Raw genomic sequence first — 26,669 nt, forward strand, 5'->3', positions numbered from 1 at the left:
TTATTCACGGCACCGCTGCCTAGTCGATCGGCAGCACGCCACGTCCGAGCCTGACGGCGTAATAAGCCCAGAAAAGCCTGGCCGCGACGGATCGCCACGGCGACCACGCGCCGGCCAAGGACGCCAGTTCGCGCGCTTGCGGGCGAGCAGCGAGACCGAATGCCGCAGCCACCGCGTTTTGCAGGGCAACGTCACCGGAGGGAAAGACGTCTGCGTGGCCACCACAGAACATCAGATAAACCTCGGCTGTCCAGGGACCGATACCCTTGAGCGCCGTAAGTTCAGCCAGCGCCTCCTCAGGTGGCAAGGCGGAGAGCGCGAGAAGATCGAGGCGACCTGAGGCAACAGCTCCGGCAATTCGCAAGAGCGTGTCCGCCTTGGCACGCGACAGGCCAAACTCTCGCCAAGCTTCGGGACGGAGGAGCACATAATTCTCCGCCGTCAGCACGCCTTCGGCTGGCTGCATCCGCCGCCAGATCGCTTCGGCGCTGGCGCGCGACACCATTTGCGAGACGATAATGTGGGCAAGCCCCTCGAAACCGGGTTCACGCAACCGCAAGGGAAGCGGTCCGGTCTCCGCTGCAATGGCAGCAAGCCGCGGGTCTAGCCGAACCAGGTTCGCCAACCCCTCCGTCACATCATCATCGCTGCGAATGATCAACACGCTTCCTCGCGATCCCACCGAATCCATGGCAGAAGAAAGCATGACCGCGATTCCTCGTCAAAAGCCTGTCTTTCGTTTTGCGCCCAGCCCCAATGGCCCGCTCCACCTTGGCCACGCGCTCTCGGCCCTTCTAAACCGGGACATGGCGGCATCGACGGAAGGACGCTTTCTGCTGCGCATCGAAGACATCGACCTGACACGCTGTACGCCCGAATTCGAGGCTGGCATCTATGCCGACCTCGAATGGCTGGCCATAAACTGGGAACAGCCCGTGCGGCGCCAGTCGGAGCATTTCGCGGAATACCAGGCAGCCCTTGAGCGGTTGATCGACCTCGGCTTCGCCTATCCCGCGTTCATGACGCGAGGCGAGACAAAAACACGGGTTGTCGCCGCCGAAGCAAATGGCACTCCCTGGCCGCGAGACCCCGACGGCTCGCCGCTCTATCCTCCAGACGATCGCGAGCGCGCCGAATACGACCGGCAGCAGCTGCTTGCATCGGGCGTAAAGCAGGCATGGCGGCTCGACATGGGCAAGGCCTTGGAGGCAGTGGGCGCCACCCTTTCTTGGGAGGAAACCGGCGACGGCAATCGTGGCCTGATCGCCGCAAATCCCGGTGCCTGGGGAGATGTCATCCTGTCGCGGTCGGATGCACCGTCAAGCTACCATCTCTCGGTCGTCCTTGATGACGCCCTGCAGGAGGTTACCCACGTGGTTCGCGGGCTCGATCTCTTTCATTCGACGTCGGTGCATCGATTGCTGCAGACATTGCTCGGCCTGCCGGCACCGATCTATCACCACCATCGCCTGATCACCGATGAGGACGGTCGAAAACTCTCCAAGAGCCAGAGCGACACCGGGCTCGCTGAACTCCGCGGGCGCGGGCTTTCACCGGCCGATATCCGCCGCCTTGTGGGGCTTTGACGTCTTGCTCTGCCCCCTGCCCAGGAAATTGTTCTTGAAGATCGCGCGTACGCGAAACTTCAGGAGGGCCGCATTGATCTCAGCGCCAATGATGAAGATCACGCCGACCATATAGAGAAAAATCAGAACGATCATCACCGACGCCAGACCCGCATAGGTCGCGGTGTAGTTGGCGAACGTCGCCAGATAATAGGCAAAAATCAGGGCTCCCGCCAACCAAAGCAGCAGCGTCACAAGCACGCCTGGCACAACGTCGAACACACGGCGCCGCCCGGCCGGCAGCCACAGGTGAACGACGAAAAGGCCGACGGTCAGCATGAACAGCGTTCCGTAGACGCGCCAGCTGAAGACGACTTCGAGCGTATCGGCGAAAAGCGGGAACCACTGGCGCGCATAGTCGAGGGCAAGCGGCACGGCCACAAGCAGGATACTGACGGCGGCAAAGATAATGACGGCGATGATGACATAGCCAAGGCTTGCAAGGCGGGTGATGTACCATGGCCGCGTTTCCTGAACACGGTAGGCGCGGTTCAGCGATATCCGCAGCGCTTCGACCCCGTTCGAGGCAAAGTATGCCGCCGCCAGAACAGACACGGTCAGCAGACCGCCGCGCGGCACCGTCAGGACCTGGATTACCTGGTCGACCAACGGCTTGGCGATCGCCTCCGGCCACGTATCGAAGATCAGATGGATTGCCCGATCCGAGAACTGGTCGGCACCCAGAAAGGTTGCAAGCGTGGTCCCGAAGATGAGAAACGGAAAGACAGCCAGAAGCGTAGACAATGCGACATGGCTCGCCATCGCGAAGCCGTCGTCTTCAATAAGGTGGCAGATAGCATCGTAGACCACATCATAGAAGATGCGCATTATCTTCGGCATTCCGTCTCCCGGCTTTGGTCGTTGTGTCGCCCGTTCGAATATGGGAAACCACTCCCATTTTGTACAGGAATCATTCCATGTCGGATCAGCGTACAATCATCGTGACAGGATGCTCTTCCGGGATCGGCGCGCATTGCGCCCGGGCGCTGAAAGCCGACGGCTGGCGAGTCTTTGCCACGGTACGCAAATTCGATGATTTGGCACCGCTCGAAGCGGACGGCATCGAAGTCTTCCGCATGGACTACACCCGCCCCGATACAATCTCTGACTTGGTGCGAGATGTGACCGCACTGACAGGCGGACGCATCGATGCGCTCTTCAACAACGGCGCCTACGGGCAACCCGGCGCGGTCGAGGACCTTCCGACCGAGGCCCTGCGCGCTCAGTTCGAAACGAACGTCTTCGGCTGGCACGAGCTGACGCGCCAGATCGTGCCGCTGATGCGCAAGCGCGGCCAGGGCCGGATCGTCCAGTGTTCATCGATCCTCGGCGTCGTGCCGTACCGTTTCCGCGGCGCCTATACCGCCTCCAAATTCGCTCTCGAGGGTCTGAGCATCAGCCTTCGCATGGAGCTCCAGGGTAGTGGTATCCACGTAAGCCTGATCGAACCGGGTCCGATCACCTCCCGCTTCACCGCAAACGCGCTCGCAAAGATCAATGAGAATATCGACATGAAAAACTCGGTGCATGCGGCAGATTACCGCCGTCAGCTTGCACGGCTTGACGGATCGGGCCGTCCCAATCGACATAAGCTCGGTCCGGACGCGGTCTATGCCGTGTTGAAGCACGCATTGAACTCGAACAATCCGAAACCACATTACCCCGTAACCACGCCGGCAAAGCAGGGGATGGTGCTGAAAAGGCTGCTGCCCGCAGACCTTTTCTACCGCCTGATGCGCTGGGTGGACTAATCAGGAAAGCCAAAGCCAGCATGTCCACGGTCACCTACATCCTCGCGATCATCGTCATGGGCATCGTCGCCCTGGTACTGATTCGCGGCCTCTTCAACATGATGAAGGGCGGCAACCCGAACCTTTCCAACAAGCTGATGCAGCTGCGTGTGCTGCTGCAGGCGATCGCCGTGCTCCTGATCATGCTGACGCTCTGGCTGACTGGCGGCGGCCGCCCTAGCTAAGACGGGAAAAGAGAGGGGGCAGGTATGGTACGGCTCAACAAGATCTACACGAAGACCGGCGACGACGGCACAACCGCACTCGTTTCCGGGCCACGTCGGCTGAAATACGATCTGCGCGTCGAGGCCTACGGCACGATCGACGAGGCCAACTCCGCCATCGGCGTCGCACGGCTTCATATGCAGGGCATGCCCGTCCTTGAGAGGATGCTGACGCTCATCCAGAACGACCTCTTCGACCTCGGCGCCGATCTTGCGACACCTGACGACGGCAAGCCGCCGGCACACGAACCGCTGCGCATCGTCGATAGCCAGGTCGCACGCATCGAGAGCGACATTGACGAGTTGAACGCCGATCTTCAGCCCTTGAAGTCCTTCGTGCTGCCGGGCGGGCACTCGGCGGCTGCTCACCTTCATCTCGCCCGCACGATCGCACGCCGCGCCGAGCGGCTGATGGTCGAGCTTGCCCGGGCAGATGGCGAGGTCGTCAGCGACGCCGCATTAAAATATGTCAATCGGGTTTCGGACTTCCTTTTCGTCGCCGCCCGTCACGCCAATGACCGCGGCCATGCCGATGTGCTTTGGGTTCCCGGAAAAAACAGGTAGGTTCCTCCGCAATCATGTGACGCGAACGCCGGGGGCAGGCTTCATGTTCATACCGCTGCACGACGCCAATACGCTGAAGCATATCAAGGTCCAATGGGTCACCATGGGGCTGATTGCGGTGGATCTCGCGGTTTGGCTCTTCACCGGGGTTGTCGCCAGCCAATCCGTGTCGCAGGCCACGATTGTCGGCCTGGGTTACATTCCCGCGGTTGCCTTTCACCACGCGAGGCTGGAACCGGCGCTGGCCTTCATCCCGGAACCGCTAACCTACATCACCTACTCCTTCGTGCATTCCGGTTTCTGGCATCTTGCTCCCAACATGCTCTTCCTTTGGGTCTTCGGCGACAATGTCGAGGACGCGATGGGGCACCTCCGCTTTCTTGTCTTCTATTTGCTCTGCGCGGCGGCCGGCGCTCTCGTCCATGGCCTCGTGGGGACGACATCGGAGGCACCGCTTGTAGGCGCCTCCGGCGCGATCTCAGGCGTGGTGACGGCCTACGTCGTCTTGCATCCTCGCGTAAAGGTCTGGGTGCTGGTGCTGATGCGCGTGCCGCTGCCGCTGCCGGCCTTCGTCCCGCTCCTTCTCTGGATTGGCCAGCAATTCGTGATGCTGGTCCTGGAGCCCGATGGCAGCATCTCCTGGGGCGCCCATGTCGGCGGCATCGTCGCCGGCGGCCTGTTGGTCCTTCTCATGCGCCGCCGTGGCGTCCCATTGTTCGATCGGGAAGTCGTCACCCCGAGAGCTGTCAAAGACCGTCCCACAGCCAACCCGGCGATGGTCGCGGCACCCGGCGAGCAGTTATGCCCGCGCCCTCCCTGGAACAGGCAGCAGTGACAATATTGACGTGAACGTAAACGTCATATATTGACGAGCTCAATTTGCCTGTCTGCGCCATGGAAGCGTTGTGTTTGGAGGAAAAACGCGTATCCATGTCGCCATTCGACAATCGGAGCAGCGCCGAAACGCGCATTTTCTTGGCGAAAGAGTTGAAGGAAGGACCCCATGAAAATTCTCGTCCCCGTGAAGCGGGTGGTTGACTACAACGTGAAGATCCGGGTGAAGCCGGATGGCACGGGCGTCGAGCTTGCGAATGTGAAGATGTCGATGAACCCGTTCGACGAGATTTCCGTCGAGGAGGCGCTCAGGCTGAAGGAAGCCGGCAAGGCCGAGGAGGTGATCGTCGTGTCGATCGGTCCGGCCAAGGCGGAAGAGACGCTGCGCACCGCGCTCGCCATGGGCGCCGACCGGGCGATCCTGGTGGAGACAGACGATCAAGTCGAGCCGCTCACTGTGGCCAAGATCCTGAAGGGCGTCGTCGACGCCGAACAGCCGGGCTTGATCATCGTCGGCAAGCAGGCGATCGACGACGACTCGAACCAGACCGGCCAGATGCTGGCGGCCCTGCTTGGGCTCGCCCAGGCGACCTTCGCCTCGAAGATTGAGATCGGTGACGGCAAGGCTCAGGTGACGCGCGAAGTCGATGGCGGCCTGCAGACGATCGAGATCAAGCTGCCCGCCGTCGTCACCTCGGACCTGCGCCTGAACGAGCCGCGCTATGCCTCGCTGCCGAACATCATGAAGGCGAAGAAGAAGCCGCTCGACAGACAAGCTCCTGCCGATTTTTCCGTCTCCACCGCGCCGCGCCTGAAGGTCTTGAAGACCGAGGAACCATCGGGCCGCAAGGCCGGCGTCAAGGTCAAGTCGGTCGCCGAGCTGGTTGAGAAGCTTAAAGTCGAAGCCGGCGTCCTCTAAGGTTCCGAGACAGGGAGATATATCCATGGCCATTCTTCTTCTGGCTGACCACGACGGCAGCCACCTTTCCGACCAGACCGCCAAGACGCTGACGGCGGCCGCCAAGATCGGCGGCGACGTCACCATCCTCGTCACCGGCGCCGGTGCCAGGGCTGCGGCCGATCAGGCCGCCAGGCTGTCGGGCGTGTCCAGGGTGCTCCTTGCCGAGGATGCAAGCCTCGCCCACAATCTCGCCGAGCCGCTGGCCGCGCTGATCGTTTCGCTGGCAGGCAGCTACGACACGATCATCGCCGCCGCCACCTCGACCGGCAAGAACGTCATGCCGCGGGTCGCAGCTCTTCTCGACGTCGCTCAGGTTTCGGAAATAACAGAAGTTGTTTCTTCCGACACCTTCAAGCGGCCGATCTATGCCGGCAACGCCATCCAGACGGTGCAGACGACCGACGCCAGACGCGTCATCACCGTGCGCACCGCCTCGTTCGCCGCCGCTGCCGAAGGCGGTTCGGCTCCGGTCGAAACCATCGCCGCCGCTGCCAATCCTGACCTGTCGACCTTCGTCAAGGATGCACTGTCGGCCTCCGACCGTCCGGAACTGACGTCTGCGAAGATCATCATCTCGGGCGGCCGCGCGCTCGGCTCGGCGGAGAAGTTCAGGGAAGTCATCCTGCCGGTGGCCGACAAGCTCGGCGCCGCCGTCGGCGCAAGCCGTGCCGCCGTCGATGCCGGCTACGCCCCGAACGACTGGCAGGTCGGCCAGACCGGCAAGGTCGTCGCGCCTGAGCTCTACATCGCCTGCGGCATCTCCGGTGCGATCCAGCATCTCGCCGGCATGAAGGACTCGAAGGTCATCGTCGCCATCAACAAGGACGAGGAGGCCCCGATCTTCCAGGTCGCAGACTACGGTCTCGTCGCCGATCTCTTCGATGTCCTGCCGGAATTGCAGAAGGCGCTTTGAACCGAGCATCTGCCTTCATTTCGCACTTGCGAATGACTGGAAAATTATCATTTTAAGGGCTACTACTTCTGCCGGGCGATCATTTGCCCGGCAGTTCTGTTAGAAAAATGCGGCAGCGCGGGGGCGTATGCCGAGCGGGGGTTTGGAGATGAACGCGGTGTTGAAGACGATTGGTATCATCGGCGCAGGCCAGATGGGTTGTGGCATCGCGCAGGTCTCGGCGGATGCAGGCTACAAGGTCCAGCTCTACGACCTCTCCGACGAACGCGTCCAGCACGGCCTTGCCACTATCAACGGCAACCTCGCCCGCCATGTGACGAGCGGCAAGATGACGGACGACGAACGCTCCGCCACCCTCGCGCTGATTTCCGGCTCCTCCGACATCAACGATCTTGCCGCTTCCGATCTCGTGATCGAAGCGGCGACTGAGGACGAAAGCGTCAAGCGCAAGATCTACGCCCAGGTCTGTCCGGTCCTGAAGCCGGAAGCGATCCTCGCCACCAACACGTCCTCGCTCTCGATCACCCGGCTTGCCTCAGCCACCGACCGGCCCGAACACTTCATGGGCATTCATTTCATGAATCCGGTTCCGGTCATGAAACTCGTGGAACTCGTCCGCGGCATTGCGACCGACGAAGTGACCTTCGCGACAGCCAAGGAATTCGTCGCATCGCTGGAAAAGACCGTGACGGTCGCCGAGGATTTCCCGGCTTTCATCGTCAACCGCATCCTGCTGCCGATGATCAACGAAGCGATCTACACACTTTACGAGGGCGTCGGCACCGTCGATGCCATCGACACCGCCATGAAGCTCGGCGCCAACCATCCGATGGGACCGCTGCAGCTTGCCGATTTCATCGGCCTCGACACCTGCCTGTCGATCATGCAGGTGCTGCATGACGGCCTGGCCGACTCGAAATATCGTCCATGCCCTCTGCTGGTGAAATATGTCGAAGCCGGCTGGCTCGGCCGCAAATCCGGCCGCGGCTTCTACGACTACCGCGGCGATACGCCGATCCCGACCCGCTAAGACATCACCAATCTCGCAAGACCACGAGATATGGGCGCCGCCTATGCGCCGCGCGCGTCACGCTTCGCCTGCGAAACAGCGCCGGCCTTCCGCAATCTGCCTCGCTCCATCGGACGGATGAGATTCTTGCGCTTTGAGCTTTCGATCGAGTGCATGCCTGCATGCGCCTGGCGTGTGTTGAAAGCCTCGTCCTTCTCGCCTTTCGCTTCTTTCTTTCGCGCCAACGCAGCCCGCAGATTCTCGACCATCCGAACTTTAGCAAGCATTCTGCGCCGACGGGCTTGTTCGGCATTCACACTGCGTACGCCCATGGCAAGAACTTCGAGTTTGGCTCGCGTGCCCGTATCCTTGCGCGCTGGCGTCGCCCCTTTGGGTTGCACCTTGCCTCGGATTTCCCTGCGCTGCCTGTTCGCCTCGCTCTGCGCCCGATCGCGCCTTTCGCGTATTCGCTTGGCGAGATCCGAGAGATCCGCATCCGACAAGTCCTGCATGGCCGGATGGTGGGTTTTCTGAACGAGCTGCCATTCGTCCGCCGTGAGCAACCGCTCCGCCTGCTTGCGCGAAATTGCCATTAACGCCTCCTACGCTGTCGCACCAATAGACTGAATTGCGTTCTGTAGTGCTCGCCTGCTCCCCGAGCGGAGCGAGCTGAAGCTTCAAAAGCTTGGGAGACGCCGTCCCTTGGGCATCAATGCGGTCGCGGCTCCAACTTATCGCTAAGCGCGCGATGGCGTCCCCTTCACAATCTAGCGCCGCACGACCGGGTCGGCAATGGGCCTTCAATATCGCTGGTCGCACGATCTATTTCGAGCACGCACTCCAGGTTGTCGACGCTCACGAGCCGGCCACGGCTTCCCCTCCGCATGGCGCATCCGCCTGCGGTGTCCAAACCATCGCTCCGGAGAGCCCACGCAAATGCCGAACCTCATATGGTAGGCGAAGAATTCGGGCGCGGCGGCACACCAGCGGCAGCGAGGGCGTCTATCCGGGCCAGGCACAGTCGGGCTCATGCTGGCATCTTCACGAAATCCAGCGCGGCAATGGTCCGCTTCGGGTCAATCTCATAGGTTTCGGCGGTTACGATCCCCTGCGCGACGAAAGGGTCGGCGGCGATACGTGCGTCGTGGTCGGCCCGGCTTTCGCCGTTGGCGAAGATAGCACCCCCGGCGGCTGGTTGAAGCGAGCCGACGCAGAGGAACACGCCATCCGCAAAGCCCCGCGCGATCCAGTCGTTGTGGGCCGCCATGAACTCGGCCGCGGCGGCACGGTTGTCGGCAAATTTCAGGAAGGTGACAAGCATCGGCGCTCCTTGGTCAGTTTGGAGAGGGAAGGTCCGGCAAGGTTGCCAGCCAGTGTTCGATACGGGCGACTTCGCTGCGGATGAACGATTCGTCGCGGAGCGCCGTGGCCATGACTGCCACCCCTTGCGACCATGTCAGAAGATGCAGTGCCAGCGTCTCGGCTTGATCGCCGGCGCCAAATGCGCGGAACTGCCCGGCGAGCCAGTCGCGGAATAGCATCAGGATTTCGGCCGCGCGGCCTTGCGCGACATGATCGAGCTTGGCGAGTTCAGAGGAGAGTGTGCCGACAGGGCAACCAAATGCCATGATCTTCGCCCGGTTGGCGATCAGCATATGAATGAAGGATAAGATGCGCTCGCGGGGGCCCTCGCCATCGGCTTGCCAACCATCGAGCATCGCGCGCGTCCTCTCCATGCGGCGCGTGATCACGGCGTCTAATATTGCGTCTTTGGTCTTGAAATGGTGATAGAAATTGCCGCGCGAGATGCCTACGGCGGCTGCGATGTCGGCAAATGACGTCGCCTCGAATCCACCCTCGTAAAAGAGCGAGTCGGCCGCTTCGATTATCAGTTCACGAGTAGATGACTCCGGCATTTAGGTCGGTTGTCCTAGTTTGATGAAGCATCACTAGGACAACTGACCTATTTTGTCAAAGCCGCAATCTCTCGCAAGATTCCGACCATTCGCGACAAGCTCTCTGCTCGCGGACTTGTCAAGATAGTTTCTGTCGGGGAACTCACGGGCAAAACGGCCACAAGCGGCCGACACCAGCCGAATGGCTGGTTTGGGCCGATAGGCGACGCTGACCGATGATCGCATCGGTCACAGCACGCCTTGCCGGCTACGACCCCACCGCACCCCTGATCAGCGCCTTGGCGTCGTCGCTGTCCCAGGCGGCCGGGCCGTTCATGGCGGAGATCAGGCAGCCCTTGCCGTCGATCAGAAGCGTGACGGGCAGGCCAAAGGCAAGGCCTTCCTTTTTCAGGCTGTTGAACACCTCGATCGTGTTGTCGCGGTAAAGCTGCAGCGCATCGACGCCGATTTCGTTGAGGAAGGCCTTCGGCTTCTCGTCGTCGCCGGTATCGATGTTGACCGGCACAACCTGGAATTTGTCGCTGCCCAACTCCTTCTCCAGCGCGTTCAGCGCCGGCATTTCCTCGCGGCACGGTACGCACCAGGTTGCCCAGAGATTGAAGAGCACGGTCTTGCCGGCAAAACTATCGAGCGTCATCGGCTTGCCGTCGGCGCCCTTGAAGGCAACGGTGGTGAGCCTGCGGTGCTCATCAGGTGCAACCATCGCCGCCACCTGTCCCTTGAGCAGTGGCGCAATCCTCGTGGCGGTCTCTTTTGCCGCCGCGCATTCGCCCGACGCCGTTTGCGTCCCGCCATTGCCAGACCCGGCTTCCCTGATGTAAACCGCTGCCGCACCGGCAATAATGCCTGCGACGGCCGCGATCCCGATCAGCTTCAGGGATGGCAGGCGCAGGGGCGTTCTTGTCGTCATTTCATTCTCCGAAACACGCGTTCTTCAAGGCAGGCATCGTCATGGCCGACAGCACGGACACCAAATCCTCCAACCAGATGTGGGGCGGACGTTTCGCTTCCGGCCCAGATGCGATCATGGAGGAGATAAATGCCTCGATCGGTTTCGACAAGAAGCTGTTTGCCCAGGACATCCGTGGTTCGATCGCTCACGCCACCATGCTCGCCCACCAGGGCATCATCCAGGCCGATGATAAGGACAAGATCGTCCAAGGGCTAAACACGATCCTGTCAGAGATCGAAAGCGGCAATTTCGAGTTCTCCCGCAAGCTCGAAGACATTCACATGAACGTCGAAGCCCGCCTTGCGACGCTTATCGGCCCGGCCGCCGGCAGGCTCCACACCGCCCGCTCGCGCAACGACCAGGTGGCGCTCGACTTCCGCCTCTGGGTGAAGGAGGAGCTGCAGAAGACCGAGCAGCTGCTGACCAATCTGATCGCAGCCTTCCTCGACCGCGCCGAAGAACATGCAGACACCGTCATGCCGGGCTTCACGCATCTGCAGACGGCACAGCCTGTGACCTTCGGCCATCACTGCATGGCCTATGTCGAAATGTTCGGCCGCGACCGCTCGCGCGTCCGCCACGCCATCGAGCATCTGGACGAGAGCCCGATCGGCGCAGCCGCCCTTGCCGGCACCGGCTATCCGATCGACCGCCACATGACCGCCAAGGCGCTCGGCTTCCGCGAACCGACCCGCAACTCGATCGACACCGTCTCGGACCGCGATTTCGCCATCGAGTTCCTGGCGATCGCGGCGATAACAGGCATGCACCTGTCGCGTCTGGCGGAGGAAATCGTCATCTGGTCGACGCCGCAGTTTGGCTTCGTACGCCTGTCGGATGCCTTCTCGACGGGCTCGTCCATCATGCCGCAAAAGAAGAACCCGGATGCCGCCGAGCTGGTGCGCGCCAAGACCGGCCGTATCAACGGCTCGCTGATCGCGCTTCTGACGATCATGAAGGGCCTGCCGCTCGCCTATTCCAAGGACATGCAGGAAGACAAGGAACAGGTCTTCGATGCGGCCGAGAGCCTGGAGCTGGCGATATCAGCCATGACCGGCATGGTCCGTGACATGACTGTTAACACCGCGCGCATGAAGGCTGCCGCCGGCTCCGGCTTTTCGACGGCGACCGACCTTGCCGACTGGCTGGTGCGCGAAGCCGGTCTGCCATTCCGCGACGCCCATCACGTCACCGGCCGGGCAGTGGCGCTTGCCGAGAGCAAGGGCTGCGATCTTGCCGAGCTTTCGCTTGCCGATCTGCAGGCAATCAACGCTGGTATCACGGACAAGGTCTACGACGTGCTGACGGTCGAGGCGTCGGTCGCAAGCCGCAAGAGCTTCGGCGGCACGGCACCTTCGGAAGTGCGCAAGCAAATCGCCTACTGGCGTGCCCGCAACTGACCTCAACAATCAGGGTGCACAAGCTGGATAAACTTCGCTATGAAGATGTCCACCAGTGCCGCTTCCCAAGAGGAATTCCATGCAGAAGAGCTTGCCGCAGATCGCCCGCCTGACGGTTGTTTTCGCCGTGATCGGCCTTGCCGTCGCCGGGTGCGGGCGTAAAGGCGATCTCGATCCACCGAGCGCGAACGCGACGAAGGGCGGAGATTCGTCGAAGCCGACCAAACAGCCCGGCACCGTCGACCGGCCCTTCATCCTCGATCCGCTTCTCTAAGAGACAACCGACGTGAACCATTTCGAGTACCGCGACGGCATCCTCTACGCCGAAAACGTTCCCGTTCCGGAGATCGCCAAGGCTGTCGGCACGCCCTTTTATGTCTATTCGACGGCGACGCTTGAGCGCCACTACAAGGTCTTCGCAGCGGCGTTCAACGATGTCGATGCGATGGTCTGCTACGCCATGAAGGCGAATTCCAATCAGGCAGTGCTGAAGACGCTCGGCAATCTCGGCGCCGGCATCGACGTTGTCTCTGAAGGCGAGCTGCGCCGCGCGCTCGCCGCCGGCATCCCAGCATCGCGCATCATGTTCTCCGGCGTCGGCAAGACACCGCGCGAAATGGACTTTGCGCTTGAGGCCGGCATCTATTGCTTCAACGTCGAGTCCGAGCCGGAACTCGAGATCCTCAACCAGCGCGCCATCAAGGCGGGCAAACGAGTACCCGTCTCCTTCCGCATCAATCCCGATGTCGACGCCAGGACGCATGCGAAGATCTCGACCGGCAAGAAGGAAAACAAGTTCGGCATTTCCTGGGAGCGTGCCCGCGCCGTCTATGCCCGCGCCGCGACCCTGCCCGGCATCGAAGTGACCGGCATCGATATGCATATCGGCAGCCAGATCACCGAACTGCAGCCATTCGAAGACGCCTTCAAGCTGCTGCGCGAGCTGGTCGGCACGCTTCGCGCCGATGGCCACGACATCCACCACGTCGATATCGGCGGCGGTCTCGGCATCCCCTACAAGGAGGATAACAACCCGCCACCGCTGCCCGATGCCTACGCCAACATCGTCAAAGGCCAGCTGCGCGAGTTGAACTGCAAGATCGTTACCGAGCCTGGCCGGCTGATCGTCGGCAATGCCGGCATCCTGGTGACCGAAGTGATCTATGTGAAGGATGGCGGCGAGAAGACCTTCGTCATCGTCGACGGCGCGATGAATGACCTGATCCGACCGACCCTTTACGACGCACACCATGAAATCCGCCCCGTCGTGATCTCAGCGGCGAACGCGCCGCGCATCAAGGCTGATGTCGTCGGCCCCGTCTGCGAAACCGGCGATTTCCTGGCGCTCGACCGCGAGATGGCAATGCCGAAGCCTGGCGATCTCTTCGCCGTCTCTTCCGCCGGCGCCTATGGAGCGGTCCAGGCCGGCACCTACAACAGCCGTCTTCTGGTTCCCGAAGTGCTCGTCAAGGGCAGCGATTTCCACGTGATTCGGCCGCGCGGCACCTATGAAGAGCTGATCGGCCTCGATTCCGTGCCCGCCTGGCTGGATTGATCCCGCTCCCGAGAAAGCATCACTTTTTGGCGAAGAACCGTGAAAAACCGGCATTGAACGGCGCTTGCCCTCGCCTTCGCCACAAAGAATGTTATCTTTGACGGAGAGCGAACTGCCCCGGCGATCGCCGTAAGTGCACTCTGCCTTCGAAAGCCAGCTCGCGGAGACCGGATTGAATAAGAGCTCCAGCAAGGAGAAACACGGTGCATTTGCCCTGAAGCCGTCCTTGGCACGGCTGGTCGCGGCAAAGCGCTTTCTGGCGCGCCTTGTCCTGCTGTCCGAGCAGATCCTGCCCCTGCTGTTGCCGATTCTCTCGGTCGTTGCGCTTTATCTCGCGGCATCCTGGTTCGGCGTCTTCCGCTACACGCCGGACTGGCTTCGCCTGGCACTGCAGATTGGCTTCGCGGTTGCCTTCGTCGCCGCGCTCCTTCCCCTTCGCCGACTTTATTGGCCAGACGTAGCTGCTGCGGATCGGCTGCTTGAACAGCGCAACGGCCTGCAGCATCAGCCTGTTGCCGTTCAAGAAGACGAGCCCGCAACCGATACGCCCGTCGCTCGCGCCCTCTGGCGTGAGCACCAGACGCGGATGGCGGAGAAGATCGCGGCGCTCGATACCGGTTTCCCCCGCCCCGACATCGCCTCCCACGACCGGCTGGCGCTGCGCGCTGTTCCGGCTTTGCTTGTGGCGATGGCTTTTGCCTATTCGCTGTCGGCGAGCGGCGGATCGATTTCAGATGCGCTGCAGCCGCGACCGACACCGCAGGCAAGTGATCCTGCCGTGCGGATCGATGCCTGGGTCACGCCACCCTCCTACACCGGCCGCGCTCCGATCTACCTGACGGCAAACGGCACCGAGCAGGGACCGATCCGCGTTCCCGAACTCTCGAACCTCACGGTTCGGGTCAGCGGCGGCAAAACAGCCGAGAAGGTCGTCTTCCGGCATGAGAATGGCGAGGCGCAGGATATCGCGCCCCAGAAAGTGGCCAAGCAGCCCGCGACGCCGCAGGCTGAAGGCGCACCTGCAACCAACGCCGCTCTGTCGGCCACCACGCATTTGATGAAACTCGAGGAAAACGGCAGGCTCGAGGTCAACGGACGTATATGGAGCTTCGACGTCATTTCCGATAAGGCGCCGGAGATCGCCTTCAATGGAATGCCGAAGCCAACGGTCAACGGCGCGCTTGAAATCGGCTTTATCGTCAAGGACGATTACGGCGTGCAGGAAGCGCGCGCCGAGATCGTTCCCGTCGACTCCGACCCGGCCGCAACGCCGCTCTACCCGCTACCGGACTTCCGCCTGGACATCCCTCGCCGCAATTCGCGGGATGCCAAGGGGCTGACCAGCAAGAACCTCACCGAGCATCCGCTTTCGGGCAAGCGGGTTCGCATTACTCTCGTGGCAAAGGACGCAGCAGGCCAGACCGGTCGTAGCCCGCCGCACGAGATGACGCTGCCCGCTCGCCCATTCAATGAACCTCTTGCCGCAGCCGTCGCCGAGGAGCGGCAGGTCTTCGCGCTGGATACACGGAAGATGCCGGAGGCGATCGCGCTCAACGAGGCGCTGACGATTCGCCCGGAAGAAACGATTCCAAGCCTGACGAACTACCTGCTGCTGGAATCGGCGCTAACACGCATGAAGCTCACCAAGGGCGAAGATGCGATGAAGGACACCGCCGATTACCTCTGGGATATCGCGATCGGCATGGAGGATGGCGATCTTTCGCAAGCCGAGCGCAACCTGCGCAATGCCCAGCAGAATCTGGCGGATGCCCTGCAGCGCAATGCACCTGATGCCGAGATAAAGAAGCTCATGGACGAGCTGCGCAAGGCGATGCAGGAATACATGAAGGAGCTCGCGCAGCGCATGCAGAATGCGCCCATGCAGCCGAACCAGAACGCCCAGAACATCATTCGCCAGCAGGATCTGGAGCGGATGATGGACCAGATCGAGAATCTGGCACGCTCGGGCAACCGGGACGCGGCCCAGCAGATGCTTTCCGAGCTGCAACGGATGATGAACAACCTGCAGGCCGGAAGACCGCAGCAGGGACAACAGGGCCAGGACAACAGCCAGATGCGCCAGCAGATGGACAAGCTCGGCCAGATCCTGCGTGACCAACAGAAACTGATGGAAGAAACCTTCAAGCTGGATCAGCAGTTGAAGGACCGCATGCAGCGCGGCGATCCCAACATGGGCATGAACGATCCTTTGCTCGACGACATGCCGATGGACAACGACGGTATGCAGCAGGATCAGCAGCAGGGCCAGCAAGACCAGGGTCAGGACCCCAACCAGCAGGGCCAGAACCAGCAAGGCCAGAACCAGCAAAGTCAATCGCCGTCCGACCAGATGACGGCCGAGCAGTTGCGCGAAGCCCTGAAGCAGTTGCGTTCACGCCAGGACGAACTCGGCAAGCAGCTCGGTGAGCTGCAAAAAGGTCTAGGCGACATGGGCATCAAGCCCGGCCCAGGCTTCGGCCAGGCCCAGCGCGAAATGGAAGGCGCCGGACGCGAACTCGGTCAAGGTCATGGCGAACCGGCCATTCAGGGCCAAGGACGTGCGTTGGAAGCGTTGCGCCAGGGCGCACGCGACATGATGAACCAGATGATGCAGGCCATGCAGGGCCAACAGGGACAGGGTCAGCAGGGCCAGGTCGGGCAAGGCAACCAGAACGGCCGCGACCCGCTTGGCCGTCCGCGCCGTGCCGAAGGACCTGATTTCGGAGATCAGGTAAAGGTACCTGATGAAATCGATGTGCAGCGCGCCCGCGAAATCCTGGACGCCATTCGCGAAAAGCTGGGCAACAACCCACCGCAGGAAATCGAACGACGCTATCTGGAACGCCTGCTGGACATCCAGTAGTCCCAGTTGCGCCAATTCGGGTCACAATCCTGTGAGATTCGCCGCCCCGACGCCGCAGATGCCTATGTGTCTACTGTGACGCGAGGTTGCGTCGTTTTGGGCACGAGTTGAGGGTACTTCCATGAAAACGGAATTGGGGCTGATCGCAGCTGTCGCTCTTGGATTCGGCATGGCTGCTGGCACGGCAAGCGCATGGGATATCGGTGGTTTTGCAACAACGAACAGCGGCAGCAAGACGCTCGCCGCGGACGGCTACGAATCGAGCCGAAGCGGGCGGGATTCGGACGCCTATAGACCGGCTCCCTACAGCATGGAGACAACGGGAAGCATCTCGTCCAATCGCTCCATGGGGCGGCGACCCATCAACTGTCCTCCGAAGCCAATTCCCGGCACGCTGCAGACGCAGGGCGGAAACAGCGGAACGACGATAAATCCCGCCTGCCCCGACTATTGACAGGGCACGGTTGGTTGGACTTTACCGATTGCGCCACCGTCTCCATCTAGCGGGGACGATGGCATGCACGCACATGACCTGACGGACGCCAGGCTGCTAATTTCGTCGCCGAGGCTAGCCCTGACTGGCGAAAGCTTCGTATTGTCACCCTGCAAGTGATTAACGATAGCGATTCGATGGCAATTCTCTTCAAGACGGTAATCGGTGAAAACGCAGCATTTGAGCTGATCGAGAACGCACTCTCCCGGACCGGCGATTACGATGGCTACCTCAACGTCGTGGCAGACGAAGGTGAGAAGACTCTCTCCTGGTCGCCCGGCATGCATGCCGAACAATTCCAGGCGGAGATCACCGAGATCCTCCGTTCGACCTGGGACATTTGTCGTTTCTGGGTGATCTACGAACGGCGCGACGATCGGCAGGATGCCGAGGCCAACGCTATCCGTAATGCGGCGTTCAGACTGACGCGTGGCTATGCTGGCGTCATTGTCGTGACGCTCAGCCTGCTCCACAAGCGCGACAACCTGGCCGATATCGAACTGATCTTTGTATGTTTTCAGCAGGACTTCCAGCGCCGCAATTTCCGCGTACGCTACGAAGGCAAATTCATCCCCGATGAGGGCTGAATGGTCGAGGAGTGCCGTTAGCCTCAGGCGGCCAAAGCACGCGCGACGGCCTTGCGGATGTCAGGCAAGGCAAAGGGCTTCGAGACGACATCGACGATCTTTTCCGCCAGGTCGTCAGCGCGCTCACGCTGTTCCGCATAGCCGGTCATCAGCAGGATCTTCAGCGCCGGGAAGGCGGATTTTGCCTGATGCGCCAGCTCAATACCGTCCATCACGGGCATTCGGATATCCGAGAGCAGCAGGTCGTAGACGCCGTCCCTGAGTTTTTCCAGTCCTTCCGCACCGTCGGCGGCTTCTTCGGTCTCATGACCGTCAAGACGCAAAGCGCGGGCTACGAAAGAACGCAGGGAATCCTCGTCTTCCGTAATCAGAATTTTTGCCATGGTGTGCATCACTCCGTTTCATGCCCCGCAACGGAAATCACACGACTTTCCTTTGCGATCGGTAAACGGCGGGAAGGGATGGACGGGATGGTTAACAACCCGTCTTATCCTGGCACAGTCAGGGTCAGCCTCTGACCCTAAGCGTCGCCGGTGACCACGCCCACAAATGGGAGTTCGCGGAACGCGTAGGCGACATCCATGCCGTAGCCGACGACGAAATAGTCGGGGCATTCAAAGCCGACATAATCGGCTTCCAGTTTTTCCTTGCGCTTGACGCTCTTGTCGAGGAGCACGGCAATCGTGACGTTGCGTGCGCCGCGCTCGTAGAGCAGTTCCTTAGCGAACAGCAGTGTGCGGCCGGATTCCAGAATGTCGTCGATCAGGAGAACGTCGCGATCCTTCACGTCGCTATCGATATCCTTGACGATCCGAACGCCTTGCGAGACCGTGCCGGTGCCATAGCTCGACAGCGTGATGAACTCGACTTCGGGCGCTAGGCCGCTGTCATGCAGGGCGCGAATAAGATCGGCTGCAAAGATGAACGAGCCCTTCAGCACGGCAATGACCAGCAGGTCCTTCGTCGGTCCCGCTGCGATCTGCTTCGCCATGGCATGGTTGCGTTCGGCGATCTGCTCGGCGGTGAAGAGTGGTTCAATGTTTTTTCCGCGCACGACGGGCATAAGAAGGCTTGCTCCATGAATAGAAGCACAAGCCGTTACCACAAACGTCGCAGCGAAACACCCCTTTAGAGCCTTTCAGGCATGAAGGAGAGCCGGACTTCCGGCATTTTTCCACCCGCGTATTGCACTCTTGTCGAAAATCCGCGGCTTTGGCCGCCGTAAATGACATCCGTAGGCGGGTTGATCACGATGCTCGCGGTCAGTTGCTCGCCGGCAAAAAGGTCCGCGCGGATCGGGCGCACGACCTGGGTGGTACCGCTCTGATTGTCTATGATGCCGTTGATCAACAGTACCCGCATCCCGTTCGCGTCACGAGGCGTCATCGTGACGTGCGAGAAGTGCAGCGGCGAGTCTGTCGATGCAGCTTCGCTTTGGGAGAGGCCGGAGAAGCCACCGAAGAGACCGAACACGAGCACCGACAGTGCGAGCACGAGCGCGGCGAAGGTCTTTGCCGATGCCTGCTGCAACCAGGATTCGCCCGCTCGAATGAATGTTTCCATCAAGGCGCGCGGGAATGAAGGCTGGATCACCGAAGGCGCCGAGGATCGACGGCGATTATCGTTGAAGCTCCGTGCATTGAAGGTCCGGGCGCGACTGTTCGCGATCACCACGAATTCGGCATCGGCCACATCGACCGGTCGAGTTCGGCGGGCCTCGCGCGTGGTCGGCTCTGGCGGCAGAAAATCATAAGCGCGGCCGGGCGCCTGGCGTCTGAACGAGGAGGAGGTCATGATGACTGCCTTTCCGGTGTCCACATGGTTTCTGGCCGAACGGAAATCCGGCATTGAAACGAATCCTGCTCAGTCGTAAATTTTAATGGTTAATGCTTCGCAAAGATCGCCATCAAAGTGGCGTCTTTCCGGTAAAATTTACTGGTTGTTAATGGTGTTGGTTAACAAGTCGTGCGGTGAACAAACAAAAGACTGATCTACCGTTGATCCACTTCGAAAATGTCGGTTTGCGCTATGGCATGGGCCCGGAAATCCTCCGAGACCTGACATTCGACATTCCGAAGAAATCGTTTCAGTTCCTGACTGGCCCTTCCGGCGCCGGCAAAACTACGCTATTGCGACTGCTGTTCCTCTCGCTGCAACCGACCCGCGGACTGATCCGCATGTTTGGCCGTGAGATTTCCGATATTCCGCGCCCCGAACTGCCGCTGCTGCGTCGCCGCGTCGGTATCATCTTCCAGGAATTCCGGCTGCTGGACCATCTGACCACATACGAGAACGTGGCGCTGCCGCTGCGCGTTCGCGGCAAGGACGAGAGCTCCTACAAGACCGACGTGCTCGAGCTCCTGAAGTGGGTGGGCCTTGGCGAACGCATCAATGTCCTGCCGCCGGTTCTGTCGGGCGGCGAAAAGCAGCGCGCCGCAATCGCGCGTGCATTGATCGACCGTCCCGAGATCCTTCTCGCCGACGAGCCGACCGCGAACGTCGACCCTCCGATGGCCCGCCGCCTGCTCAATCTCTTCCTCGAACTCAATCGTCTCGGCACGGCGGTTGTGATCGCCACCCACGATCTGGCGCTGATGGACCAGGTGGAAGCCCGCCGTATGATCCTCTCGGAAGGGCACCTTGATATCCATGACTAAAGCTGCGTCCAAACCGCCGACAGAGGCGACGCCGAAAAGCCAGAAGCGGCCGGAGATGAAGGTGCGCCCGACGGCGCCGATCCTGCCTTCCGCCAACATTCAGGGAAATGCGCTGATGGTGGTCATTGCCATCATGGCTTTCCTCGCCTGCCTGACGCTCGGCGGCGTCAGCATGGTGCGCTCGACGGCAGCCAGCTGGGAAAGCCAGATTTCCCGCGAGATCACCATCCAGATCAAGCCCGATGACGGGCTGGACATGGACAAGGCTCTGGCACAGGCGAAGGATCTCGCGCTCACCTTCGTCGGCACGAAAACCGGCCAGATCGTCGACGAGGCGGCAACGGCCCGCCTCCTCGAGCCTTGGCTCGGCACGGGGCTCGACATCAAGGAGCTGCCGGTTCCGCGGCTCGTGATCATCACCATCGACGAAAACAACCCGCCCGATTTCGAGGCGATGCGCTCGCTGCTGAAGGAGAGCATCCCGCAAGCCTCGCTCGACGACCACCGCACATGGGTCGATCGACTGGTTTCGATGGCCCATACCACCGTCTTGATCGGCACCGGCATCCTGCTGCTCGTCTTTTCGGCGATGGTTCTGACCGTCGTCTTCGCGACACGCGGCGCCCTTTCGGGCAACCGCCATATCGTCGAGGTACTTCATTTCGTTGGCGCGGAAAGCTCCTTCGTCGCAACCGAATTCCAGAAGCATTTTCTGAAGATCAGCCTGAAAGGATCGGCGGTCGGCAGCGCTCTTGCCGCACTCTTCTTCCTGACCGCTGGCTTCCTGCAGAGCCGCACGCTGGCTACCCCGCAGACTGACCAGGCAACGGCTCTCTTCGGCACGTTTTCGGTCGGTGCGCTTGGCTATGCCGGCATCTTTGCCACCATGATTGTCATCGCCCTGCTCACCACCTTCACCGCCCGGTTGACGGTCATGCGGACCATTTACGAGATCGATACGCTGCGTTCCGATCCAACACGGGCCGATGGGCTCGTGAATTGAGCTTTACATGCCTTTTTTGCCATGAAAGCGTCTGTTCGCCGCCGCAATCTGCATATATTTTCCGATTCATGAGCATGGGCAACATGTCGCGCACCCCGATTCGCCCGGAAACGGAGCTTGCCCGCTCCGAAGGAGGACCTGCGCGCCGCGGTCCTGTACGGCGCATGCTGCGCTGGGGCGGCGTTGTCTTTGTGCTTGCCGCCGCGCTGATCTTCGGCGGCTTCCTTCGCTTTGCCGATTCCGTGACGACCCTGAAGCCGCCACTCGATCCGCGCGCCGATGCGATCGTTGTTCTGACGGGCGGTTATCAGCGTATCGACCAAGCTGTCGAGTTGCTGCAGAAGGGCGCCGGCAAGCGCCTGCTGATTTCGGGCGTGCACCCGACAACCACGCCGAAGCAGATCCGCAGGATGACCCAGGCCTCGCCGGAGCTATTCTCGTGCTGCGTCGATGTCGGCTACGATGCGCTCGACACGATCGGCAATGCCCAGGAAGCATCCAACTGGATTCACCAGCGCGGCTACAAGAGCGTCCTCGTTGTCACCAACAATTACCATATGCCGCGCAGCCTGGCGGAACTCGCCTATGTCGATTCCGAAACGCAGTTCATTCCCTATCCTGTCGTGAACACGGATCTGAAGACCAGCAACTGGTTTACCGATCCAAACGCCATGCGGGTCATGCTCGCCGAATATGTGAAAGTGCTCTTTGCCGGCGCCCGCAATTTGACTGGTCTCGGCCGTCATCCGGGGCTGCGTTCGGCCGGCGTCTCGGGCTGAAGCCGAAGGAAACCTTTTTCTGATGGTCAATATCGTGTAGGAGGGCGAAACCGCCTTTTGCGGACATTGGTCTCGGGAAAGTTTATGATCGCCCTGCGTTCCGTTCTCTTCAACACGATCTTCTACGCCAACCTCATCGTTCGCATGATCGTGCTCTCCCCCTATTACTTCGTGGTGCCACGCAAGGTCGCCTACCAGATACCGAAGAATTGGGCGCTGTCGAGCCACTGGCTGATGGAGAAGATCGTCGGCACGACCTTCGAGATCGAGGGCATGGAGAACCTGCCGGACGGCGGCTATATCCTGGCGCCGAAGCATCAGTCCTTTTGGGACACCTATGCCCTGCTGCCGTGGCTGAAGGATCCGGTCTACATCCTGAAGCGTGAGCTGATGTGGATCCCGTTCTTCGGCTGGTATGCCAAGAAGCAGCGGATGATACCGATCAACCGCGGTGCGCGCGGCAAGGTGATGGTCGAGGCGTTGAGGCGCACGAAGGAAGAACTGGCAACCGGCCGCCAGCTGATCATCTATCCCGAGGGAACCCGCCGACCGCCTGGCGCCGAGCCGGTCTACAAATACGGTATTGCCCGTATGTACCGCGACCTGCAGCTGCCGGTCGTGCCGGTCGCCATGCATCCTGGCCTCTTCTGGCCGCGACGCCGCTCGATGCGCTATCCCGGCCATTTCAAGGTCCGGATACTGCCGCCGATCCAGCCCGGCATGGATCCCGATGCCTTCTTTGCGCATCTGATCGACGTGACCGAGACGGCGAGCGACGAACTACTGCTCGACACCGTCAAGCGCAATCCGAACCTACCTCTTCCGCCGACCGCTGTCCAACGGCTCGCGCAACTGCAGAAGGCGAAGGCGGCGACGGCCTGAGCTTTCAGCCCCCGTTTCGCAGCCGCTCCACTTCGCCGACCACCTGCTCCAGCCAGTGGTCGCGAATGCCCATCTCCTGCAGGTGCGCCAGCGTATTGAAGACATAGGCGTCGTTCGGTCCTGATTTGCCCTGCGCGCCGTGGACGACCTGTGCCGCCGCGATCGCGTCGAGCCCGCCGGCATATTGCGTGTGCTGGCGATCGACGACATAGGCGATCGCCTTGCTTGTTCTGCCATCAGCCAGTTGCAGGGGCAGGCAGCGCTCGAGATAGACATTGGTTACCAGCTCTCGCTCCCTGAGATAGTCGACCGTCTCGTCCCACTCGTCCGGCGCAATCCGGAAGGCCATACCCCGGCACGAACCGCCACGATCGAGGCCTAGCACCAGGCCCGGATTCTGCTCGGTGCCGCGATGCACCCAGGAATGCACGCAAAGCGAACGCCGATAGCCACGGACAAGAGCCTGAGAACGCTCCAAAAACTCGAAGCCCGGATTCCACATCAGTGATCCGTAGCCAAATACCCAAAATTCGTCCATATCGCACGCCAGACCGACATTCCCACTCGCGAGTCACCATTGGAGAACATCATGGCAGCGTCAAGCCCATCCCGCAGCGGCAGGAAATTCTGGATGCTCGGCGGCGGTATCGCCTTGGTGATCGCGCTTTATACCGGTGCCTGGTTCTATGCCGCGTCCGAGTTGAAAAACACCGTCTTGAGGGCAATCGCACCCGGCAATACCGCTGGCGTCAGCGGCGAGTGCACAGATATCGACTTCCGCGGCTATCCGTTCCGGATCGGGCTGTTCTGCTCGAAGGTCGATGTCGACGACACCGTCAACGGCGTATCGGCAAGCTTCGGCGAGCTGCGCTCCGCCGCGCAGGTCTACGCTCCCGGCCACATCGTCTGGGAACTCGACTCCCCTGCCGAGATCCGCAGCGCCCATGGTCTGACGCTGAATGCCGAATGGGCAAGCCTGCAATCCAGCCTGATCACCAAGTTGAAGGGCATCGACCGCTCCTCGACCGTCATCGACGGGCTGAAGGGCACCGCCGTCTCCGCGCAGACAGGTCAGACGATCAATTTCGACGCCGCCCATACGGAAATCCACCTCCGCCAGAACAATGGCGACCTCGACGGCGCAATCTCCGTGACGGATTCCAATACGGCGATCAAGGACTGGCCCGCCTTCCCCAAGCTCTCGGCGAGTGCTGACGTGACGCTCGCCGGCAAAGCCGGCATGATCGACGGTAGCGACCAGAAGGGGCTCTACGGCGCCAGTGGCGAACTGCGCAAGGTCGTGGCCGACATCGGTGACGGCAAGGTCATGACTCTGAGCGGCCCCTTCTCCTTCGATGAGGAGGGCTACCTGTCGGGCAAATTCAAGCTGGAGATCGAACAGCTTGGCCCCTGGCGTGACAGCGTCAAACAAACTTTCCCTGAGATCGCCAAGACCGTCGATACCGCCGCCAAGCTCTTGAAGGCGCTGGCCGGCGGCGGCGACAAGGTTTCCGTCGATCTCGTGGTGGCGCGTGGCAATGCCACCGTCGGCGGCTTCATTCCATTGGGATCGATTCCGCCGATCTGAAATCAGGCATTCTTCTCGAGCGGATGCGGGCGACCGAAATCGGGCGCATCGACATCCTGACCGGCCTGGATGATAGAGCGGCGGATGGAACGGGTGCGGGTGAAAAGATCAAAGATCTTGTCGCCTTCGCCCCACCGAATGGCCCGCTGCAGATAGGCGAGATCCTCGGAGAAACGCGCCAGCATTTCGAGGATCGCATCCTTGTTGTGCAGGCACACGTCGCGCCACATGGTCGGATCGGAGGCGGCCAGACGCGTGAAGTCACGGAAGCCCGATGCGGAATACTTGATGACTTCCGATTCGGTGACCGCCTCGAGATCATCCGCCGTGCCGACGATGTTGTAGGCGATGATGTGCGGTAGGTGGGAGACGATGGCGAGCACCTTGTCGTGATGCTCCGGATCCATCTCGTCGACCTTGGAGCCGAGCGCTTCCCAGAACTGCCGTAGCGTTTTCAAGGCCGTTGCATCAGTGCCGGCGACCGGCGTGAAGATGCACCAGCGTCCTTCGAAAAGCCCGGGAAAGCCGGCATCCGGACCCGACTTCTCCGTACCCGCCAGCGGGTGGCCGGGAATGAAATGGACATGCGGCGGCATGTGCGGCTGCATCTGCGCGATAACCGAAGCCTTGGTCGAACCGACGTCGGTGACGATCGCGCCGGGCTTCAGGCTGCCCGCGATTTCCTTCGCCACGCTCTCCGACGCCCCGACTGGCACCGACACGATGACGAGGTCCGCATCCGTCACCGCTTCGGCCGACGACGTCGTGTAGCGGTCGCCGAGTTGCAGTTCCTCGGCCCTCTTCAGGGTGTCTGCGCTTCGCGTCGCGATAACGACTTCCTTTGCGAGGCCAAGCCGTTTGATGTCATGTGCAATGGAGGAGCCGATCAGGCCGATCCCGATCAGCGCAATGCGATCGAACTGCACGGTCATGACTTGCGTCCCATAAACTCTCCGAGCGCCTCTATGACGCCGCGGTTCGCCTCTTCGGGACCGATGCTCATGCGCAGCGCATTCGGGAATCCGTAGCCCTTCACTGCACGCAGGATGTAACCACGGCTGGTCAGGAACTCATCGGCTTCAGGCGCGCGCTTGCCGTCGACATCGGGGAAGTGGATAAGCACGAAGTTTGCGACCGATGGCGTCACCTTGAGACCGATAGCTTCGAGCGCGCCCGTCATCTTCTCGATCCACATCTGGTTGAAGGAAGCGGCCTCCTGCGTGAACGCCTGGTCGCGAATGGCCGCAGCACCTGCGGCAATCGCCGCCGCGTTCATGTTGAACGGGCCGCGGACGCGGTTGACCGCATCGATAATATCGGCCGGGGCGTACATCCAGCCGACGCGAAGCGCGGCCAGACCATAGACCTTGGAGAAGGTGCGTGTCATGACGACATTCGCGTTCGACGAGACGATCTCGATGCCGGCTTCGTAGTCGTTGCGACGAACATATTCCGCGTAAGCGGCATCGAGCACCAGAACGACGTGCTTCGGCAGAGCTGCCTGCAGGCGGCGGATTTCACTGACCGAAACATAGGTACCGGTCGGATTGCCGGGGTTGGCAATGAAGACGATCTTGGTCTTCGCCGTGACGGCGCCCAGAATGGCATCGACGTCGACCGCCTGATCCTTCTCCTTGACGACGACCGGGGTCGCCCCGGCACCCATGATCTGGATCTTGTAGACGAGGAAGCCGTGCTCGGTGATGATGCCTTCGTCGCCCGGCCCGAGATAGACATGGCAGAGCAGGCCCAGCAACTCGTCCGACCCGTTGCCGCACATGATGTTGACAGGGTTCAGCCCATGCACGGCTGCGATCGCCTCACGCAATTCCGTTGCCTGGCCGTCCGGATAGCGCTCGAGACTGCCGGCAACATTGCGGAAAGCTTCGATCGCCTTCGGGCTCGCGCCGAGCGGCGTTTCATTGGAGGAGAGCTTGTAGACGCGTGCAACACCCGGCGCGTGTTCCTTGCCCGGCACATAGGCGGCAATATCCAGGATACCGGGACGCGGAACGGGCTTGCTCTTCTCTTCGCTCATGGGATCGACCTTGGAAAATACCGGGAGAAATTCGGC

31 protein-coding genes are annotated in these 26,669 nt (G+C 61.2%); 19 read left to right on the top strand and 12 right to left on the bottom strand.

Translation table 11 applies throughout. The features are described 5' to 3' along the window. Window positions 1-19 precede the first annotated feature (19 nt). Window positions 20-706: a DNA-3-methyladenine glycosylase family protein gene (locus NBG89_RS14875; RefSeq protein WP_431320585.1), complete on the bottom strand. Its 687-nt coding sequence runs from the start codon at window positions 704-706 to the stop codon at window positions 20-22. Between NBG89_RS14875 and gluQRS the strand changes: the two genes are divergently transcribed. Next, on the top strand, window positions 705-1,586 hold the full coding sequence (gene gluQRS / locus NBG89_RS14880; RefSeq protein WP_431320586.1) for a tRNA glutamyl-Q(34) synthetase GluQRS: 882 nt from the start codon (window positions 705-707) through the stop codon (window positions 1,584-1,586). The genes NBG89_RS14875 and gluQRS overlap by 2 nt on opposite strands. Here the strand turns inward: gluQRS and NBG89_RS14885 are convergent. Further along, window positions 1,551-2,465, bottom strand: a complete 915-nt coding sequence (locus NBG89_RS14885) for a YihY/virulence factor BrkB family protein (RefSeq protein ID WP_088693464.1) — start codon at window positions 2,463-2,465, stop codon at window positions 1,551-1,553. The genes gluQRS and NBG89_RS14885 overlap by 36 nt on opposite strands. Window positions 2,466-2,542: 77 nt before the next feature. On the opposite strand from NBG89_RS14885, the gene NBG89_RS14890 reads away from it, so the two are divergent. From NBG89_RS14890 to NBG89_RS14920, 7 genes are all read left to right on the top strand, one after another. Beyond that, window positions 2,543-3,376 (top strand): SDR family oxidoreductase, encoded by an 834-nt coding sequence (locus NBG89_RS14890; protein ID WP_431320587.1) that lies wholly within the window; start codon window positions 2,543-2,545, stop codon window positions 3,374-3,376. 20 nt (window positions 3,377-3,396) lie between these two features. Next, window positions 3,397-3,600, top strand: coding sequence for a twin transmembrane helix small protein (locus NBG89_RS14895; protein ID WP_007790735.1), 204 nt, complete (start codon window positions 3,397-3,399; stop codon window positions 3,598-3,600). A 24-nt stretch (window positions 3,601-3,624) separates the two neighbouring features. Further along, entirely contained in the window at window positions 3,625-4,203 is a 579-nt protein-coding gene (locus tag NBG89_RS14900; protein ID WP_088693462.1) for a cob(I)yrinic acid a,c-diamide adenosyltransferase, read from the top strand. A 43-nt stretch (window positions 4,204-4,246) separates the two neighbouring features. Continuing rightward, window positions 4,247-5,038: a rhomboid family intramembrane serine protease gene (locus NBG89_RS14905; RefSeq protein ID WP_431320588.1), complete on the top strand. Its 792-nt coding sequence runs from the start codon at window positions 4,247-4,249 to the stop codon at window positions 5,036-5,038. 168 nt (window positions 5,039-5,206) lie between these two features. Then, a complete protein-coding gene (locus NBG89_RS14910) occupies window positions 5,207-5,956 on the top strand; it encodes an electron transfer flavoprotein subunit beta/FixA family protein (RefSeq protein WP_431320589.1) in 750 nt (249 codons plus the stop codon). 25 nt (window positions 5,957-5,981) lie between these two features. Further along, window positions 5,982-6,911, top strand: coding sequence for an electron transfer flavoprotein subunit alpha/FixB family protein (locus NBG89_RS14915; protein ID WP_431320590.1), 930 nt, complete (start codon window positions 5,982-5,984; stop codon window positions 6,909-6,911). A gap of 148 nt (window positions 6,912-7,059) precedes the next feature. After that, a complete protein-coding gene (locus NBG89_RS14920; RefSeq protein WP_088693457.1) occupies window positions 7,060-7,941 on the top strand; it encodes a 3-hydroxybutyryl-CoA dehydrogenase in 882 nt (293 codons plus the stop codon). A 41-nt stretch (window positions 7,942-7,982) separates the two neighbouring features. Here the strand turns inward: NBG89_RS14920 and NBG89_RS14925 are convergent, their stop codons facing one another. The 4 genes from NBG89_RS14925 to tlpA form a co-directional block, all read right to left on the bottom strand. Beyond that, a complete protein-coding gene (locus tag NBG89_RS14925; RefSeq protein ID WP_431320591.1) occupies window positions 7,983-8,513 on the bottom strand; it encodes a hypothetical protein in 531 nt (176 codons plus the stop codon). Between the two features lie 434 nt (window positions 8,514-8,947). Continuing rightward, window positions 8,948-9,241, bottom strand: a complete 294-nt coding sequence (locus NBG89_RS14930) for a YciI family protein (protein WP_431320592.1) — start codon at window positions 9,239-9,241, stop codon at window positions 8,948-8,950. 13 nt (window positions 9,242-9,254) lie between these two features. Further along, window positions 9,255-9,836: a TetR/AcrR family transcriptional regulator gene (locus tag NBG89_RS14935; protein WP_431320593.1), complete on the bottom strand. Its 582-nt coding sequence runs from the start codon at window positions 9,834-9,836 to the stop codon at window positions 9,255-9,257. 247 nt (window positions 9,837-10,083) lie between these two features. After that, the gene (gene tlpA, locus NBG89_RS14940; RefSeq protein ID WP_431320594.1) at window positions 10,084-10,746 is read right to left on the bottom strand and encodes a thiol:disulfide interchange protein TlpA; all 663 of its coding nucleotides are present in this window, start codon (window positions 10,744-10,746) and stop codon (window positions 10,084-10,086) included. Between the two features lie 41 nt (window positions 10,747-10,787). Between tlpA and argH the strand changes: the two genes are divergently transcribed. The 6 genes from argH to NBG89_RS14970 all read left to right on the top strand — a co-directional run bounded on the left by argH (window position 10,788) and on the right by NBG89_RS14970 (window position 17,686). Next, complete coding sequence (gene argH / locus NBG89_RS14945) at window positions 10,788-12,188, top strand: argininosuccinate lyase (protein WP_431320595.1); 1,401 nt, start codon at window positions 10,788-10,790, stop codon at window positions 12,186-12,188. Between the two features lie 79 nt (window positions 12,189-12,267). Next, window positions 12,268-12,462, top strand: a complete 195-nt coding sequence (gene lptM / locus NBG89_RS14950) for an LPS translocon maturation chaperone LptM (RefSeq protein WP_088693451.1) — start codon at window positions 12,268-12,270, stop codon at window positions 12,460-12,462. Window positions 12,463-12,474: 12 nt separating this feature from the next. Then, the gene (gene lysA, locus NBG89_RS14955) at window positions 12,475-13,743 is read left to right on the top strand and encodes a diaminopimelate decarboxylase (RefSeq protein ID WP_431320596.1); all 1,269 of its coding nucleotides are present in this window, start codon (window positions 12,475-12,477) and stop codon (window positions 13,741-13,743) included. A gap of 172 nt (window positions 13,744-13,915) precedes the next feature. After that, window positions 13,916-16,606, top strand: coding sequence for a TIGR02302 family protein (locus NBG89_RS14960; protein ID WP_431320597.1), 2,691 nt, complete (start codon window positions 13,916-13,918; stop codon window positions 16,604-16,606). Window positions 16,607-16,727: 121 nt separating this feature from the next. Next, window positions 16,728-17,060 carry a hypothetical protein gene (locus NBG89_RS14965; RefSeq protein ID WP_431320598.1) on the top strand — a complete coding sequence of 111 codons (333 nt, stop codon included), beginning with the start codon at window positions 16,728-16,730 and terminating at the stop codon, window positions 17,058-17,060. A 176-nt stretch (window positions 17,061-17,236) separates the two neighbouring features. Then, complete coding sequence (locus tag NBG89_RS14970; protein ID WP_088693448.1) at window positions 17,237-17,686, top strand: hypothetical protein; 450 nt, start codon at window positions 17,237-17,239, stop codon at window positions 17,684-17,686. Between the two features lie 23 nt (window positions 17,687-17,709). On the opposite strand, the gene NBG89_RS14975 is transcribed toward NBG89_RS14970, so the two are convergent. The 3 genes from NBG89_RS14975 to NBG89_RS14985 form a co-directional block, all read right to left on the bottom strand. Beyond that, window positions 17,710-18,069, bottom strand: a complete 360-nt coding sequence (locus NBG89_RS14975; protein WP_007789408.1) for a response regulator — start codon at window positions 18,067-18,069, stop codon at window positions 17,710-17,712. A gap of 137 nt (window positions 18,070-18,206) precedes the next feature. Continuing rightward, window positions 18,207-18,749 carry a hypoxanthine phosphoribosyltransferase gene (hpt, locus tag NBG89_RS14980; protein ID WP_007528026.1) on the bottom strand — a complete coding sequence of 181 codons (543 nt, stop codon included), beginning with the start codon at window positions 18,747-18,749 and terminating at the stop codon, window positions 18,207-18,209. Between the two features lie 65 nt (window positions 18,750-18,814). Continuing rightward, window positions 18,815-19,534 (bottom strand): hypothetical protein, encoded by a 720-nt coding sequence (locus tag NBG89_RS14985; protein WP_431320599.1) that lies wholly within the window; start codon window positions 19,532-19,534, stop codon window positions 18,815-18,817. A 149-nt stretch (window positions 19,535-19,683) separates the two neighbouring features. Here NBG89_RS14985 and ftsE point away from each other — a divergent pair, with 149 nt between their 5' ends. The 4 genes from ftsE (at window position 19,684) to NBG89_RS15005 (ending at window position 23,007) form a co-directional block, all read left to right on the top strand. After that, a complete protein-coding gene (gene ftsE, locus NBG89_RS14990) occupies window positions 19,684-20,343 on the top strand; it encodes a cell division ATP-binding protein FtsE (protein WP_431322701.1) in 660 nt (219 codons plus the stop codon). Between the two features lie 55 nt (window positions 20,344-20,398). Continuing rightward, window positions 20,399-21,346, top strand: coding sequence for a cell division protein FtsX (locus tag NBG89_RS14995; RefSeq protein ID WP_431322702.1), 948 nt, complete (start codon window positions 20,399-20,401; stop codon window positions 21,344-21,346). Between the two features lie 68 nt (window positions 21,347-21,414). Beyond that, window positions 21,415-22,125: a YdcF family protein gene (locus NBG89_RS15000; RefSeq protein WP_431320600.1), complete on the top strand. Its 711-nt coding sequence runs from the start codon at window positions 21,415-21,417 to the stop codon at window positions 22,123-22,125. Between the two features lie 84 nt (window positions 22,126-22,209). Then, window positions 22,210-23,007: a lysophospholipid acyltransferase family protein gene (locus tag NBG89_RS15005; protein WP_431320601.1), complete on the top strand. Its 798-nt coding sequence runs from the start codon at window positions 22,210-22,212 to the stop codon at window positions 23,005-23,007. Between the two features lie 4 nt (window positions 23,008-23,011). Here NBG89_RS15005 and NBG89_RS15010 read toward each other — a convergent pair whose 3' ends face one another. Beyond that, entirely contained in the window at window positions 23,012-23,545 is a 534-nt protein-coding gene (locus NBG89_RS15010; RefSeq protein ID WP_431320602.1) for a gamma-glutamylcyclotransferase, read from the bottom strand. A 51-nt stretch (window positions 23,546-23,596) separates the two neighbouring features. On the opposite strand from NBG89_RS15010, the gene NBG89_RS15015 reads away from it, so the two are divergent. Then, the gene (locus NBG89_RS15015) at window positions 23,597-24,595 is read left to right on the top strand and encodes a DUF2125 domain-containing protein (protein ID WP_431320603.1); all 999 of its coding nucleotides are present in this window, start codon (window positions 23,597-23,599) and stop codon (window positions 24,593-24,595) included. A 2-nt stretch (window positions 24,596-24,597) separates the two neighbouring features. On the opposite strand, the gene NBG89_RS15020 is transcribed toward NBG89_RS15015, so the two are convergent. Further along, window positions 24,598-25,527 carry a prephenate/arogenate dehydrogenase family protein gene (locus NBG89_RS15020; protein WP_431320604.1) on the bottom strand — a complete coding sequence of 310 codons (930 nt, stop codon included), beginning with the start codon at window positions 25,525-25,527 and terminating at the stop codon, window positions 24,598-24,600. Further along, on the bottom strand, window positions 25,524-26,633 hold the full coding sequence (gene hisC / locus NBG89_RS15025; RefSeq protein ID WP_431320605.1) for a histidinol-phosphate transaminase: 1,110 nt from the start codon (window positions 26,631-26,633) through the stop codon (window positions 25,524-25,526). Before hisC ends, NBG89_RS15020 begins: the two co-directional genes overlap by 4 nt. Window positions 26,634-26,669 lie beyond the last annotated feature (36 nt).

This window comes from Rhizobium sp. YTU87027, from assembly GCF_050644135.1.
Classification (GTDB): Bacteria; Pseudomonadota; Alphaproteobacteria; order Rhizobiales; family Rhizobiaceae; genus Rhizobium.